The sequence below is a fragment of the Mycobacterium sp. genome, from assembly GCF_035623875.1.
In the GTDB taxonomy this organism is placed as follows: Bacteria; Actinomycetota; Actinomycetes; order Mycobacteriales; family Mycobacteriaceae; genus Mycobacterium.
This window is the reverse complement of the sequence record NZ_DASPSP010000002.1, coordinates 16104-30703: the sequence shown is the minus strand read 5'-3', so window position 1 is coordinate 30703 and position 14600 is coordinate 16104. Positions and strand designations below refer to the sequence as shown.

General features: G+C 64.0%; 16 protein-coding genes, 4 tRNA genes and 3 pseudogenes. 14 read left to right on the top strand and 9 right to left on the bottom strand.

Annotated features, from left to right (window positions below):
• A pseudogene (locus VEI45_RS00215) lies at window positions 1-123 on the bottom strand (CBS domain-containing protein); the annotation flags it as partial.
• Window positions 124-167: 44 nt separating this feature from the next.
• Complete coding sequence (locus tag VEI45_RS00210; RefSeq protein WP_324848933.1) at window positions 168-428, bottom strand: hypothetical protein; 261 nt, start codon at window positions 426-428, stop codon at window positions 168-170.
• A gap of 287 nt (window positions 429-715) precedes the next feature.
• On the opposite strand from VEI45_RS00210, the gene VEI45_RS00205 reads away from it, so the two are divergent.
• The 4 genes and pseudogenes from VEI45_RS00205 to VEI45_RS26365 all read left to right on the top strand — a co-directional run.
• Window positions 716-883 carry a hypothetical protein gene (locus tag VEI45_RS00205; protein ID WP_324848931.1) on the top strand — a complete coding sequence of 56 codons (168 nt, stop codon included), beginning with the start codon at window positions 716-718 and terminating at the stop codon, window positions 881-883.
• A 120-nt stretch (window positions 884-1003) separates the two neighbouring features.
• Window positions 1004-1246 (top strand): annotated as a pseudogene (locus tag VEI45_RS26370) (hypothetical protein); the annotation flags it as partial.
• A gap of 66 nt (window positions 1247-1312) precedes the next feature.
• Window positions 1313-1618 carry a hypothetical protein gene (locus VEI45_RS00190; RefSeq protein ID WP_324848943.1) on the top strand — a complete coding sequence of 102 codons (306 nt, stop codon included), beginning with the start codon at window positions 1313-1315 and terminating at the stop codon, window positions 1616-1618.
• Window positions 1619-1723: 105 nt separating this feature from the next.
• Window positions 1724-1912 (top strand): annotated as a pseudogene (locus VEI45_RS26365) (tyrosine-type recombinase/integrase); the annotation flags it as partial.
• Between the two features lie 119 nt (window positions 1913-2031).
• On the opposite strand, the gene VEI45_RS00185 reads toward VEI45_RS26365, so the two are convergent.
• From VEI45_RS00185 to VEI45_RS00175, 3 genes are all read right to left on the bottom strand, one after another.
• Window positions 2032-2108: transfer RNA gene (locus tag VEI45_RS00185), tRNA-Phe, on the bottom strand.
• 24 nt (window positions 2109-2132) lie between these two features.
• Window positions 2133-2206, bottom strand: a tRNA-Asp gene (locus VEI45_RS00180).
• Window positions 2207-2240: 34 nt separating this feature from the next.
• A tRNA-Glu gene (locus VEI45_RS00175) sits at window positions 2241-2313 on the bottom strand.
• 122 nt (window positions 2314-2435) lie between these two features.
• On the opposite strand from VEI45_RS00175, the gene VEI45_RS00170 reads away from it, so the two are divergent.
• Window positions 2436-2508 (top strand) — tRNA-Lys (locus VEI45_RS00170).
• Window positions 2509-2773: 265 nt separating this feature from the next.
• Here VEI45_RS00170 and VEI45_RS00165 read toward each other — a convergent pair.
• Complete coding sequence (locus VEI45_RS00165) at window positions 2774-3343, bottom strand: TetR/AcrR family transcriptional regulator (protein WP_324848929.1); 570 nt, start codon at window positions 3341-3343, stop codon at window positions 2774-2776.
• 48 nt (window positions 3344-3391) lie between these two features.
• On the opposite strand from VEI45_RS00165, the gene VEI45_RS00160 reads away from it, so the two are divergent.
• Both VEI45_RS00160 and VEI45_RS00155 read left to right on the top strand, forming a co-directional pair.
• Complete coding sequence (locus tag VEI45_RS00160; RefSeq protein WP_414687365.1) at window positions 3392-3808, top strand: nitroreductase family deazaflavin-dependent oxidoreductase; 417 nt, start codon at window positions 3392-3394, stop codon at window positions 3806-3808.
• A 64-nt stretch (window positions 3809-3872) separates the two neighbouring features.
• Complete coding sequence (locus tag VEI45_RS00155; protein ID WP_324848926.1) at window positions 3873-4976, top strand: F420-dependent hydroxymycolic acid dehydrogenase; 1104 nt, start codon at window positions 3873-3875, stop codon at window positions 4974-4976.
• 6 nt (window positions 4977-4982) lie between these two features.
• On the opposite strand, the gene VEI45_RS00150 is transcribed toward VEI45_RS00155, so the two are convergent.
• Window positions 4983-5879, bottom strand: a complete 897-nt coding sequence (locus VEI45_RS00150) for a class I SAM-dependent methyltransferase (protein ID WP_324848941.1) — start codon at window positions 5877-5879, stop codon at window positions 4983-4985.
• 108 nt (window positions 5880-5987) lie between these two features.
• Between VEI45_RS00150 and VEI45_RS00145 the strand changes: the two genes are divergently transcribed.
• The gene (locus VEI45_RS00145; protein ID WP_324848924.1) at window positions 5988-6401 is read left to right on the top strand and encodes a metalloregulator ArsR/SmtB family transcription factor; all 414 of its coding nucleotides are present in this window, start codon (window positions 5988-5990) and stop codon (window positions 6399-6401) included.
• Window positions 6402-6464: 63 nt separating this feature from the next.
• Entirely contained in the window at window positions 6465-6668 is a 204-nt protein-coding gene (locus tag VEI45_RS00140) for a zinc transporter Slc39a7 (protein ID WP_324848922.1), read from the top strand.
• Between the two features lie 32 nt (window positions 6669-6700).
• On the opposite strand, the gene VEI45_RS00135 is transcribed toward VEI45_RS00140, so the two are convergent.
• Window positions 6701-7723 (bottom strand): oxygenase MpaB family protein, encoded by a 1023-nt coding sequence (locus VEI45_RS00135; protein WP_324848921.1) that lies wholly within the window; start codon window positions 7721-7723, stop codon window positions 6701-6703.
• Window positions 7724-7793: 70 nt separating this feature from the next.
• Between VEI45_RS00135 and VEI45_RS00130 the strand changes: the two genes are divergently transcribed.
• The 5 genes from VEI45_RS00130 (at window position 7794) to phoU (ending at window position 13826) form a co-directional block, all read left to right on the top strand.
• Window positions 7794-8378 carry a TetR/AcrR family transcriptional regulator gene (locus VEI45_RS00130; RefSeq protein ID WP_324848919.1) on the top strand — a complete coding sequence of 195 codons (585 nt, stop codon included), beginning with the start codon at window positions 7794-7796 and terminating at the stop codon, window positions 8376-8378.
• Window positions 8379-8491: 113 nt separating this feature from the next.
• Window positions 8492-9511, top strand: a complete 1020-nt coding sequence (locus VEI45_RS00125) for an acyl-ACP desaturase (protein ID WP_324848917.1) — start codon at window positions 8492-8494, stop codon at window positions 9509-9511.
• Between the two features lie 5 nt (window positions 9512-9516).
• Window positions 9517-10650 (top strand): tRNA dihydrouridine synthase DusB, encoded by a 1134-nt coding sequence (gene dusB, locus VEI45_RS00120; RefSeq protein WP_324848915.1) that lies wholly within the window; start codon window positions 9517-9519, stop codon window positions 10648-10650.
• 228 nt (window positions 10651-10878) lie between these two features.
• Complete coding sequence (locus tag VEI45_RS00115; protein ID WP_324848913.1) at window positions 10879-13047, top strand: LCP family protein; 2169 nt, start codon at window positions 10879-10881, stop codon at window positions 13045-13047.
• Window positions 13048-13157: 110 nt separating this feature from the next.
• The gene (gene phoU / locus VEI45_RS00110) at window positions 13158-13826 is read left to right on the top strand and encodes a phosphate signaling complex protein PhoU (RefSeq protein ID WP_324848911.1); all 669 of its coding nucleotides are present in this window, start codon (window positions 13158-13160) and stop codon (window positions 13824-13826) included.
• Here the strand turns inward: phoU and pstB are convergent.
• Window positions 13823-14599, bottom strand: a complete 777-nt coding sequence (gene pstB / locus VEI45_RS00105) for a phosphate ABC transporter ATP-binding protein PstB (RefSeq protein ID WP_324848909.1) — start codon at window positions 14597-14599, stop codon at window positions 13823-13825. The two genes, phoU and pstB, sit on opposite strands and share 4 nt — an antisense overlap.
• Between the last annotated feature and the right edge of the window lies 1 nt (window position 14600).

The following is a 14600-nucleotide window of genomic DNA, read 5'->3' as shown; positions in this document are numbered from 1 at the left end:
GTCGCCGCAGATCGGCAGGGCGCCGACACCGAGATCGCGCATGTGCTCGGCTGCGGCGGTCAGTGTTTCGTGCTCGCCGACACAGGTGGCTCGGGCGTGCATGATTTCCCGCGCAGTGGTCATAGCTTTCTCCCTAACTTCTGGATCTATTGGCCGATAGTCGGAACCTAGGGTGATAGGCCGGGAACCTGTAGGGCCATTGGGCCCTTCGTGAGAACAACTTGGGGCCCAGCCAGTGGTCCGGCGGGCAGCGCGACGTCGTCGAATGGCATCGCAGTGGAGGCGTTTTTGGCCGCCCACTCCCGTGCCATTTGCAGCAGCGTCTGGGGCTCGTCGCGTTCTAGGCGCTTGAGCTGTGCGATCTGCGCAGCGATGAGTTGGTCGGCCACGTCGCGCCAGGTTTGGGCGGTGTCGTCGTGTGTCGCCATGACGTGCAGTGTGTGACTAGGGCCGTTGTCAGCGAGGGTCGAAAGTCATGTCTTGGGCGTATTTGTCGGTGCGGGCCGGTTGGGCGCGGTCAAGCGCGGTCCGCATCCTCATGCTTAGCTCGCCGACGAGCCTTGGTTACGTTGCCGTTCAATGGTTTTGGCAGTTCTCCACAGCGGCGCCGGTCGACCGGGGTAGATCCTGACTGATTTCCTAAATAGCGGCTCACCGACCGTGGACGACGCGGAGAATGATGGCCGTGATAGTGAGGCCAGCGAAGGGAGAAGCCATGGCCGCCGACCCACAGTGCGCCCGCTGCAAGCAGCCGATCGGACCGGGATGGCTCTACCTGGTTGCGCATCGCCGCGGCCAGGCTGAGACGGCCGACGACGACGCGGTATTTATTCATGTGCCCGATGAATGCCCACGGCCCGGGGAACACGCTCCCCGGAGCTAGGCGAGTGCACCGCCCTGATATCGCCTACGCCCCACGGCTTTTCGCGGTTTATGCGAGGGGTTTGCGGTCGCAGCCATGAGCGAACACCACCACGCCGACCGGATGCTCCGGAATTGTCAGATGTCCGGCCACCGACACCGGTCCGGCGCTCACCCACACCTCCCCGTCACGTATTGGCGGGTCGCCTGGCGTGGCGGCGGCCGCGGGCTCGCGAAAACCTTCCCGGGCGCGATCGATCCTTCGCGCCCCGACCTCAGCGCTAAAGTCCGCCGCGGATATGAAGACAATTCGAGATTGCGTATCGAGCCGCGCTTCGGTAACTGGCCTATCGCACGGATCGACCACGAGTCGATTCAGCTGTGGGTAAATGAGATGTTGGCATCCGGGCTTAGTCCACGGACTGTCCGGTGGAGTCACATTGTGCTCAAGATGACGCTCGACTATTCAGTCGATGACGGCCGGCTCATCGCGAAAAATCCGGCAACACGAACGAAGTTCCCGCCGATGCGGCGAACTACGCATATCTATCTCACCGCAAGAGAAGTCGCAGTGCTATCGGATGTATGTGGAGCTCAAGGCGACGTGGTCGCAATCCTGGCCTACACCGGCCTAAGGTTTGGCGAGCTCACCGGATTGAATGTCGAAGATGTCGATCTCGCCGCCAGGCGCATTCGGATTCGCCGCTCTATCACCCAAGTCGGAGGCAGACTGGTCGAGGGCAACCCCGAAGTCTGAAGCAGGTCGACGCTCGGTGCCAATTCCGCAACGTTTAGTGCCCGCGCTGAAGACTCGACTCGATGGGCGCCCGCCGGGCGCTCCGGCAATTGCCTCACCGCGAGGCTCGCGCGCCACACATATGCGTCGCCATCGCGTCGGGCGGGTGCCGATCTCCGCCTGTTGCAAAAAGCCATGGGGCACGCGTCCATTACCGTCACTGCCCACACGTACGCAGACCTCTTCGACGACGAGCTCGACAACATCGCGGCCGCACTTGACTCGCTGTCTGACGATTTAAGTCATCGCAAGTGAGCAGACTGGCTACGACGGCAGCTCGTTTGGCCACATATTGGCCCCATCTTCAAGTCCGAATCACCGATGCCGGCCTCGTAGACAGAACGAAAAATAACCTCTGAGCTGCGCAAATAATGTGGTGGCCAGGGCCGGGATCGAACCGGCGACCTTCCGCTTTTCAGGCGGACGCTCATACCGACTGAGCTACCTGGCCGGAAGGCATCGTGTGCCTCGACGGCGACCCTGACGGGACTCGAACCCGCGACCTCCGCCGTGACAGGGCGGCGCGCTAACCAACTGCGCCACAGGGCCTCGCTGTACTTCTGCTCCGCGTCACCACGTCGCGTACCCCCTACGGGATTCGAACCCGCGCTACCGCCTTGAAAGGGCGGCGTCCTAGGCCGCTAGACGAAGGGGGCCAGAACCGAATCTCTCCGGGGTACTCGCAACATGGTTACGTTGTGAGCCAAGCCAGCTTAGGTCACCATGGACCTAATCCTCAAACGAGCACGGTTGGGCAACCAGTTATCCTGTGCCTCGCGCCCCTATAGCTCAGTTGGTAGAGCTACGGACTTTTAATCCGCAGGTCCTAGGTTCGAGTCCTAGTGGGGGCACCGAGAGAGTGTATGACCTCGCCTGATGCTTGACGTTTTGTCTTCGGGTGATGCCTGACGGTGTTTCGGCTGATGGTTGACAGTTGCTTCGGCTGATCCTTGACACTCCTTCGGATGAGGGAGTTAAGCGTGGCCGAGCAGAGGTATCAGGCCGCACGGCCGTAACCGAGTGTCAAAGATCAACCGACTTCGAACAGGGGCACCGAGAGTATGTGTGACCAGAGCCTTTCGGTTGCCAGATGTCTCCGCGCAAGCCGCACCATCCCTACTTCTCGGCCGGTAGATGCAGTTGGATGACTTCGATCAGGTGATGTCCGACATCGTCGAGCGCATCTGTTGATCCGCTGGCGAGCGCCACAACGACGGCGCCCTCAATTGCGGCGATTACCAACGTCGCCAGCGAGCGGGCTTTGTCCGGATCGGCACCGGAGCCGACCAATCGATCAGCGAGAATACTGCGCCAGTCGTCAACCACCTCGGCAGCAGCCTGCGCGGCCGCCGGTGCTTCCGAACGGCCGAGGATCGCAGCGACGATTGGGCAGCCGGCTTCCATCTCCGATGCGCGCAGCTGCACCTTCCACTGGTCGATGAAGGTCCGGACGGCCTGTGCCGGGTCGCCTCCGTCATCGGCCGACCGGATCACTGCGCTCAGCGCTTGTCCGGCAATACGGGTGGCTTCCGTCACGAGTTCCGCCTTGCCGCCAGGGAAATTCAGGTACACGGTTCTCCGCGCGACTCCGCTGTCCTCCAGCAGCGCATTGAGACCGGCTCCGGCGACACCTCGACGTCGAACCAGACCCGTGATGCTGGCGATCAGAGCTTCACGCGCAGGCATGGGTTGAACTATACCGATTGGTCTACTAGCGTGTCTTCCGTGGCGAATATCGACGGAGACAAGACGTTGCGGAAGTTCCGCAGAGAACGAGCTGTCGGGCGCTTGCTCAATCCGGCAGTCAGAGGGCTGAGCAGACTCGGGTTGCGCACCGCGCTGGCCGCCGAACTGGAAACCGTCGGCCGCAAGACCGGCCAGGTGCGCCGCGTTCCCGTTTCGGCGCAGTTCGACCACGACGGGGCGTGGGTCATCTGTCAGCACGGCACCCGTTCTGGTTGGGGTCGAAACATCGTCGACAATCCCAATGTCCGGGTGCGACAAGGTAATCAGTGGCGCGCCGGAGTGGCGAAATTCAGACCCGATGACGATGTCGTGGCCCGCGGTCGTAAGTTCGGGCCACTGGGGGCCAAGGTCGCCAAGGCGTTGGAGACAACCCCTGTGTCGGTACGGATCGACTTCACCGACTGACGCGACGACGTGTGGCCGGCCCTGGCAACTGGACGAGATGCCGGATTGCGGGTATTCCGGGCCCATGAGAGGAATATCACGGCGCTCCTTCGGACAACTCGCGGCGGGAGCAAGCATGGTGGGCGCCGCCGGACTCGCGGCGGCGTGCGGTTCCAGACAGCCGGCTAACTCCCTGTCCACGCCGGCCGCTCCGCCGTCGTCGTCGGGAGCGGGTGTCGGCTTCGTGCTGTCACACGAACAATTCACCACTGCTCAACTCGTCGACCAAGCTGAGGCGGCTGAAAAGGCCGGATTCCGCTACCTGTGGGCAAGCGACCACCTGCAGCCATGGCAGGACAACGAGGGCCATTCAATGTTCCCCTGGATCACGCTGGCGCTGGTGGGCCAACGCACCGAACACATCCCGTTCGGCACCGGCGTGACGTGTCCCATCTATCGCTATCACCCGACCACCGTCGCGCAGGCGTTTGCGTCGTTGGCGGTGCTCTATCCAGGTCGCGTGTTCCTCGGCCTCGGCACTGGCGAGCGGCTCAATGAGCAGGCGGCTACCACCCAGTTCGGGCCCTACCGGGAGCGTCATGACCGGTTGGTCGAAGCCATTGCGCTGATCCGGCAGCTGTGGGGCGGTCAGCGAATCTCCTTCCAGGGACGCTACTTTCAGACCGATCAGCTCAAGCTTTACGACCCACCACCGTCACGCCCACTGATCTTCGTGGCCGCGGGCGGTCCCAAAAGCGCGCACCTGGCCGGCCAGTACGGCGATGGTTGGATCACCGAGGCCGACGACGTCAAAAACCAAAAGCTGGTGGCCGCGTTCAACCAGGGCGCGCACGACTCCGGCCGCGATCCCGCCACCCTGGGCAAGCGAGCCGAAATGTTCGCCGTCGTCGGCGACCAGAACGAAATCAGCCAGGCCGCAGAGTTGTGGCGGTTCACCGGGGGCGCCGTCGACCAACCCAATCCCGTCGCCATCCAACAAGCGGCTCAGACCAACCCGCTGGACAAAGTGATCAAGGGCTGGACCACCGGCACCGATCCCGCCACGCATATCGCGGCGGTGCAGGCCATTCTCGATGCCGGCGCGACGCCGTTCATGCATTTTGCGCAGCGGAATCCGCTGGCCGCGATCGACTTCTATCGCGCCAATGTCCTACCGCACCTGCATTAGCGCTGGCTAGCTGCGCACCGCGTTGAGATACGTCACGTCGGCGAATGCCGCTGCGACCTCGTCATCCGGGTATACAAAGCCGTTGGCAGCATGCAACTGCGCGACCGTGCGGTGCGACACTCGCCAGCCCTGCCGGGCCAGATGATCAATGATGTGGCTGCGCTCGAAGTGGTAGACGAGATCGTTGAAGTCGACGACGTCGAAGCCGAGCTCACTCATTCGCTCGTGGTGCGCGCGCCACCGCTCGTCAGTGAAAATCGTTGTGTCCGGTACAAATTCGGAAGCCAGCTGACTGCCGGCAACGCTCAATGCGGAGACGTTGTCGAACAGCGCGTCCTGCGCCTCGGGCGGCAGATAGACCACTAATCCCTCGGCGCTCCACGCCGCTGGGGCCTGCGGGTCAAAGCCCGCGGCCTGAAGGGCAGCAGCCCAATCGTCGCGCAAATCGACCGCAACGGTTCGACGTTCGGCGGTCGGCTGGGCGCCGAGCTTGCTCAGCGTGGAGGTCTTGAACGCGACAACGTCAGGCAGGTCGACCTCGTAGACGACGGTGCCTTTCGGCCAAGGCAGGCGGTAGGCACGGGCATCCAAACCGGCCGCCAGGATGACCGCCTGGCGGATACCGCTGCGCGTCGCATCGACGAAGTACTGGTCGTAGAACCGGGTGCGGACTGCCATCCCCCGCGCCATCCGGTCCGGATCGAATTCGGTCTCGTCAGTGACCGGTATCTCGCCATTCACCAGGCGGGTGTACACGTCGATGCCCACCGCGCGCACCAACGGCGCGGCAAACGGGTCGTCGATCAGCCCGGCAGCTGAGGACAGCGCCCGTTGGGCGGCGACCATCGTCGCCGTCGCGCCGACGCTCGTCGCCAGGTCCCAGCTGTCGCTGTCGGTGCGCATGGACATCGCGGCTCCCATCTCGACGTTTCCGAAACAATATAGATCACCTAGTTAATAACGGCGGACGGCGCCCCTTGACAGCGTCCACCACCGCGCTACTATCTGCGTATGCATGCAGATAACGAGAATGTCCCGTTGCCGGACGACCAGGTCAGCCTGGTGGTCGAGGTGTTCCGGATGTTGGCCGACGCGACGCGCGTGCAGGTGCTGTGGTCGCTCGCTGACCGCGAGATGTCTGTCAACGAACTCGCTGAGCATGTGGGCAAACCGGCACCGTCGGTGTCCCAGCACCTCGCCAAGTTACGGATGGCCCGGCTGGTGCGGACCCGCCGGGAGGGCACGACGATCTTCTACAGCCTGGAAAACAATCACGTGCGACAACTCGTCGTCGACGCCGTCTTCAATGCCGAGCACGCCGGTCCGGGAGTGCCGCGGCATCATCGCATCGACGACGGGCTGCGGGTGGTCGAACAACAAACGTCGCACGCCGGTACGCGGAGGCGGGCACGGAAAGGCAGCTGAGATATCAGCTGCCTAGGCGCTACGACCAAGCAACACAATGTGTTTCAAAGGAGATGATTGCAAATGACTGATCAACACACCCACGAGGGACCGCACTCGCACGAGCACCAGCACGGCGGGGTCGCTCACACGCATGCGCACACCGCGCACGAACACGAGCACGTCGAGCACGAGCACACCCACACCCACGACGACGGAACCGAGCACAGCCACGGACACGTTCACCAGTCCGGCCTGGAGGAAGCGCACAACCACGCACACAGCTGAGCACCGGCTGCGCTGACGCGGCCTACCTGCTGTCAAACGTTGGGGCAGTAGTGCTTTGGGTCGTCGCGTTCGTCGAGCGGCGGCAAGTTGCGCGCGGGAGTATGCACCAGCGGCGTCGCGGCCGGGATGCGACCGGTGGCGCGGTCCCACCCCGCCCGGGCCCGCGGATGCATGCGGGCCCGGCGCGGCAAACAGGCAAAAATCAGACGCACGATGTCACCGAAGCGGCGGTGTAACCACTCGTCGCGACGCGACCAGGTGTAACCCATCAGCTCGCGCACCGCGGGGTCGTAAAGGCCGACCGTCAGCCAGACGAAGAACGGCGCCAGCAGTTCGCGCTGCAGAGCCCAGAGCCGGTCCGGAAGCCATTGCGCGAACGGAGGTTTGGGCAGCTCGGTCAAGTTGAGCACCTCGCGGGCTGCGAAATTATTCTCCAGCACCTCGCGGCACGTGTGGTCCCAGTAGACCTGGAAGTCCTCCCATGTCTGCGGGACTGGGCGCATGCTCATGCCGTACATCCGGTACCACCGCACATGCTCGTCGAACAGCTGGCGCTTCTGCGCCTCGGTCAAGCCGCCGCAGAACCGTTCGGCCACATGGATCGTGCCGACAAAGAAGGTGGAGTGCGCCCAGTAGAAGACGTCGGGATTCAACGCGTGATAGCGCCGGCCGTGGCTGTCGGTGCCCTTGATATCCACGTGGTAGTCACGCACTTCGGCACCGGTCATCGGCGCGCGGTCACCGTCGAAAACCACCCCGCCGATCGGGTACAGCGACCGCAGCAACCGCGGCCAGCGTTCGCGGAAGAACGTCGAGTGCTCCTCGACGGCCGCACCCAGTTGCGGATGCATGTTCTGCATCGACCCGGCCCACGGACCCTGCAACATGCCACGCCAGTCACCGAAGTACCGCCAGGTCAGCGAGTCCGGGCCGAGCGGCGGCGCGTCATACCCGAGCGGTGACACCGGGCAACCGGTCGCGACCGCATCGCTGACCACCTCGTCGGCAGCGCGTGTGCTGGTCAGCGGGCACGCCTCAGACGTATCTTGGGTCACTGGTCAACGTTTCCTGTCCGTGTCTGCCAACCTGACTACATACGTTGTCACTACTGACCTTAGGAGTGACGTGCCGTCTGGTCAACGCTCGCGCCGCTGGTCCGGCGTTCCCCTGGAGGATCGCCAGGTCCTGCGGCGGGACGAGCTCATCGCGGCCGGTGTGCAACTGCTGGGCGGGGAGAGCGGCCCGGCGGTGACGGTGCGGGCGGTATGCCGGCAGGCCGGGCTCACCGAACGCTACTTCTACGAAAGCTTCGCTGACCGAGACGATTTCGTGCGTGCCGTTTACGACGACGTCTGCACCCGCGCCATGTCGACGCTGATGTCGGCGAGCACACCGCGCGAAGCAGTGGAGCGATTCGTCGCGTTGATGGTCGACGACCCGGTGCGCGGCCGGGTGCTCTTGCTGGCCCCGGCGGTGGAGCCGGTGCTGGTCAGGTCCGGCGCGGAGTGGATGCCCAGCTTCATCGACCTGCTGCAGCGCAAACTGACCCAGATCGCCGATCCCGTGCGGCAAAAGATGATCGCCACCAGTTTGATCGGCGGCCTGACCGCGCTGTTCACCGCTTACCTGGACGGACGGCTGGCGGCCAGCCGCGAGCAGTTCATCGACTACTGCGTGGAGATGCTGCTCAGCCGGGCAGCTACGCACTAGCGAACCGCGATCAGCGCGCCACGAAATATTGATGCCAGGCAGGAACTTGGATGTCACCGGCATACACAGATATATTGACTGAAACCGACAGACACAGATAACTGGGAGGCGCTGTGCCGGATCCTCGAGACCTGGACCTGTTGCGTGAACTCGAACCGGTTGTCGAGAAGAACATGAACCGGCATCTGAGCATGCACAAGCCCTGGAACCCGCACGACTACATCCCGTGGTCGGACGGCAAGAACTTCTACGCGCTCGGCGGCCAGGACTGGGAGCCCGGGCAGTCCAAGCTGACCGACGTCGCGCAGGTCGCGATGGTGCAGAACCTGATGACCGAGGACAACCTGCCGTCGTACCACCGCGAGATCGCGATGAGCTTCGGCATGGACGGCGCATGGGGTCAGTGGGTCAACCGCTGGACCGCCGAGGAGAACCGGCACGGCATCACGCTGCGCGACTACCTCGTCGTCACCCGCGCCGTCGACCCGGTCGAGCTCGAGAAGCTGCGCGTGGAGGTGGTGAACCGGGGGTTCAGCCCGGGCCAGAACCGCCAAGTTCGAGACGACCTGTTCTGCGAGAACCTCTTCGACTCGATCGTGTACGTCACGTTCCAGGAGCTCGCGACCCGCATTTCACACCGCAACACCGGCAAGGCCTGCAACGAGACCATCGCTGATCAGCTGCTGGCCAAGATCTCGGCCGACGAGAACCTGCACATGATCTTCTACCGCGACGTAACCGAAGCCGGCATGGAGATCGCGCCGAACAAGGCGATGAAGTCACTGCACAAGGTTCTGCACAACTTCCAGATGCCCGGCTACCAGGTACCGGAGTTTCGCCGCAAGGCCGTGATGATCGCCGTCGGCGGTGTCTACGACCCGCGCATCCACCTCGACGAGGTCGTCATGCCGGTGCTGAAGAAGTGGCGCATCTTCGAGCGCGAAGACTTCAGCGGCGAGGCCAACCGGCAGCGCGACGAACTCGCCGTGCTGATCAAGGAGCTCGAGGCGGCCTGCGACAAGTTCGAGATCTCCAAGCAGCGGCAACTCGACCGCGAAGCCCGAACGGGCAAGCGGGTCACCGCCGAGGAGCTGCACCACACCGAAGGCACGCTGACCCTGAGCCGGCGGTAGCCGGTATGCGGATCGGCCCCATCGCGCTGGCCAGCCCGGTGGTGCTGGCGCCGATGGCAGGTGTGACGAACGTCGCGTTCCGCACCCTCTGCCGAGAGCTCGAGCAGGCTCGCGTCGGAACGGTCAGCGGACTCTACGTGTGCGAGATGGTGACGGCGCGTGCCCTGGTTGAGCGGCATCCCGTCACCATGCACATGACGGCGTTCTCCGCCGACGAATCGCCGCGCTCGCTGCAGCTGTACACGGTCGACCCCGCGACCACGTACGCGGCGGTGAAAATGGTCGTCGACGAAGGCCTGGCCGACCACGTCGACATGAATTTCGGCTGTCCGGTGCCCAAAGTCACCCGTCGCGGCGGCGGGGCGGCGCTGCCGTTCAAACGGCGGCTGTTCGGCCAGATCGTCGGGGCGGCGGTGCGCGCCACCGAAGGCACCGACATCCCGATCACTGTCAAGTTCCGGATCGGCATTGATGACGCCCACCACACCCATCTCGACGCGGGCCGGATCGCGGAGGCCGAGGGCGCTGCCGCGGTCGCACTGCATGCCCGCACCGCGGCTCAGCGCTATTCAGGAACAGCGGATTGGGAGCAGATCGCCCAGCTCAAACAATATGTGCGGACGATCCCGGTGCTCGGCAACGGCGACATCTTCGAAGCCAGCGACGCGCTGACCATGATGGCCGTAACCGGCTGCGACGGCGTCGTCATCGGCCGTGGCTGCCTGGGACGGCCATGGCTCTTCGCCGAGCTCTCGGCCGCTTTCACCGGCAGTCCGCCGCCTGCCCCGCCTAATCTCGGCGAGGTCGCCAACATCATCCGCCGGCACGGCGAGCTGCTTACCGCGCATTTCGGCGAAGACAAGGGCATGCGCGACGTGCGCAAGCACATCGCCTGGTACCTGCACGGCTTCCCCGCCGGATCCGAATTGCGGCGAGCTCTGGCGCTGGTCAAAACAAGCGAGGAACTGTCCACTTTGCTGGACAAACTCGACCCCAGCGTGCCGTTCCCGACCGCGGCCACCGGGCCGCGCGGACGCCAGGGATCACCCGCCCGGGTGGCCCTGCCGGAGGGCTGGCTGGCCGACCGCGATGACTGCACGGTGCCCGAGGGCGCCGACATCATGCACTCGGGCGGCTGAACGAACAATCCGGGACGATCCCGACGCGTTTCGGTGGATGTCTCAGTATCATGTGGATCTTGTTGCGTCGCGCACCGGTGGCCGATCCCGTCGCCGCCACGGCACGAGCGCTACAAACACGATGCGACCTCCCCGGTCGCCGGGATTGGCAGCACTGCCACCATCGGTGCTGCGCGGATATGCGCACAACAGGTCGGGAACCTCATCAGATTCGGAGGCCGGTAGGACATGAGTGACGGCGACTCTGGCGCCGATAAAGCCACTCCTGATGCCTCTTCCGGTCATCTGCGCGCGCTGGGTGTCGACGGCGACGATCTAGGGCATACCGGAACGCCGCCGGGATCGCGAGGCGCCGCGCCGTGGGAACGATTCGGAGCGCCCTCGCGCAGAGTCGCCGTTGCCGATCGGTGGTCGCCACCGCCGGCGGCGCCCCCGTCGCCACCGACTAAGGCCGCAGCCGACGAAGACGGTGAGCCGCGTGGATGCCATACCGATGGTGGCCTGACGGTCGCCGACCTGATCGCCAGGATCGGCGGCCCGACGGCGGGCCGGCCGAGTCATCATCACGCGGCTCATGACCCCGAGCCGCCGGCACCGGACCCAGATCAGCTCAGCGCCGAGCAGGACGACGGATACGACGCCTATCCGGTGTCGACCTCCCCGATGGCCTCCCCGGCCTATGCCTTCGCGGTACCCGACTTGCAGGACGGCCACCCTGGGCCACCCGTAGGGGGTGCCGTTGCCGAGCGGACCACTGTGCTGCCGAAAACGCCGGTCCGGACGCGACCGGCGCGAATCGTCGAAGAGCCCGCGCCTGGCGACTATCCCAAGCAGAACCGCAGACGCCACGCGATGATGCTGTTCGGCCGCTTGATGGTCGCCGCGATCGCTGCGCTGGCGCTGGCACTGACCGGCGGGGCTTGGCAGTGGAGCGCGTCAAAGAACCACCGACTCAATACAATCAGCGCGCTGGACCCTCAATCGCGGGACATCGTCGACCCGAATGCGCAGTACGGCGACGAGGACTTCTTGATCGTCGGCATGGACTCTCGCGCCGGGGCGAACAGCGAAATGGGCGCCGGCGACACCGAGGACGCCGGCGGCGCCCGATCCGACACCGTCATGCTGGTCAACATTCCCGCGAACCGCAAACGCGTTGTGGCAGTGTCATTTCCGCGCGACCTGGCGATCACGCCGATCCGATGCGAAGCATGGAACCCCGACACCGGCGAGTACGGCCCCATCTACGACTCTGACGCCAAGAAATACGGCCCCCGGTACGTGTACACGGAGACAAAACTGAATTCGACGTTCTCGTTCGGCGGCCCGAAGTGTCTGGTGAAGGAGATCCAGAAGCTGTCGGGCCTGAGCATTAATCGTTTTATAGCGATCGACTTCGTCGGTTTCGCCAAGATGGTCGACGCGCTCGGCGGCGTCGAGGTGTGCAGCACCACCCCGCTGTATGACTACGAACTGGGCACGGTGCTGGCTCATTCCGGACGCCAGCGGATCGACTCGAAGACCGCGCTGGATTACGTGCGCGCTCGCAACGTCAACACCGAGAACAACGGCGACTACGGACGCATCAAACGCCAGCAGCTGTTCCTGTCGTCGCTGCTGCGCTCGCTGATCTCCCAGGACACCTTCTTTTCGCTGAACAAGCTCAACAACGTCGTCAATACGTTCATCAAGAACAGCTATGTCGACAACGTCAAGACCAAAGACCTTGTCCAACTCGGCCAGTCGGTGCAGGGGATGTCCGCCGGCCATGTCTCGTTCGTCACCGTGCCGACCGGCATCACCGACGAAAACGGCGACGAGCCACAGCGCACCTCCGATATGCGGGCGCTTTTCGATGCCATCATCAACGACGATCCGCTGCCAGGCGAAAACGACCTGAACGCGACATCGAGCCCGCCGACAAAGTCGCTTACCAGCAAGGCACCTACGACCAGCCCGTCAACCGCGCCGTACCCTGAGCAGGTCGAGGCCGTGACGACGGCACCGCAGGGCATCACCGTGCAGGTGTCGAACTCGACCGCCAAGTCGGGGTTAGCCACCACCGCCAGCACTCAGCTGAAGCACCAAGGCTTCAAGGTCAGGACGCCGGACGACTATCCGAGCTCGCTGAAGTCCACCACGGTGTTCTTCTCACGCGGCAACGAACAGGCCGCCGCCACGGTCGCGGCGACTCTGGCGAACCCAAAGGTCGAGCGGGTCACCGGAATTGGAAAAGTAGTGCAGGTGGTGCTCGGCCCGGACTTCTCCTCGTTCAGCGCTCCTCCGCCGAGCGGCTCGTCGGTCAGCGTGCAGATCGACCGCAATACCAGCAGCCCACCGACCAAACTTCCGGAAGATTTGTCGGTGACCAACGCCGCCGACACCTCCTGCGAATAGCCGCAACCACGCTCGAAGATTTGACTGAAAACCGGCATTCACCGCGAGTTCACACCCCACTTCATGCCGGTTCATGCCGGTCCGGCGATTAAGAACGTAGGCTGGCTTACATGCGCACCGCCTACCACGAGCAGCTTTCTGAGCTCTCCGAACAGCTCGGAGAGATGTGCGGGCTGGCCGGCGTCGCGATGGAACGTGCAACTCAGGCGCTGCTCCAGGCAGATCTGGTGCTGGCCGAACAGGTCATCTCCGACCACGAAAAAATCGCAGAGCTGAGCACCCATGCTGAGGAAAGCGCTTTCGTATTGCTTGCCTTACAAGCACCCGTCGCCGGCGACCTTCGGTCGATCGTGAGCGCAATCCAAATGGTCGCCGACATCGACCGGATGGGGGCGCTGGCCCTGCACGTCGCCAAGATCGCCCGCCGGCGTCATCCGCAGCACGCACTGCCCGAAGAGGTCAACGGTTATTTTGCCGAGATGGGCAGAGTGGCCGTGGAATTGGGTAACAGCGCGCAAGAAGTGCTGGAATCCCGCGACCCGGAAAAGGCCGCGCGCATCCGCGAAGAAGACGACGCGATGGACGACCTGCACCGGCACCTGTTCACCGTATTAATGGATCGGGAGTGGAAGCACGGGGTGGCCTCAGCGGTCGACGTGACATTGCTGGGCCGGTTCTACGAGAGGTTCGCCGATCACGCCGTCGAGGTGGCGCGCCGAGTCATCTTCCAGGCGACGGGTCACTTTCCTGATGACGAGGCCGTAGCCAAGTCCGGCTAGCCGAAGCGGCCGGAGATGTAGTCTTCGGTGGCCTTCTGAGCCGGGTTGGAGAAGATCTTCTCGGTGTCGTCGATCTCCACCAACCGGCCCGGCTTGCCGACACCCTCCAGGTTGAAAAAAGCGGTATGGTCGCTGACCCGCGCCGCTTGCTGCATGTTATGAGTGACGATGACGATGGTGTATTCCTGTTTCAACTCTGCGATCAGATCCTCGATCGCCATCGTCGAAATCGGGTCCAGCGACGAGCACGGCTCGTCCATCAGCAGCACATCGGGTTGCACGGCGATTGCCCGCGCGATACACAGTCGCTGCTGCTGACCGCCGGACAACCCGCCACCCGGCCTGTCCAACCGGTCCTTGACCTCGTCCCACAGATTGGCACCTCGCAGCGCGTATTCCGCGGTGTCGCTGAGCAGTTTCCGGTTGCGCACACCCTGCAGTTTCAGCCCGGCCACAACATTGTCGCGAATTGACATGGTGGGGAACGGATTCGGCCGCTGGAACACCATTCCGATCGCACGACGCACGCCTACCGGGTCGACCCCCGAGCCGTAGATGTCGTCGTCGTCGAGCAGCACGGAGCCCTCCATGCGGGCACCGGGGATAACTTCGTGCATCCGGTTCAGGATGCGCAGCACAGTGGTCTTCCCGCAGCCAGACGGGCCGATGAAGGCCGTCACGCTGCGGGGCAGGACCGATAGCGAAACGTCAGCGACCGCACGAAACGAGCCGTAGTAAATGTTGACGTCCTTGAGGTCTAACCGCTTAGCCACG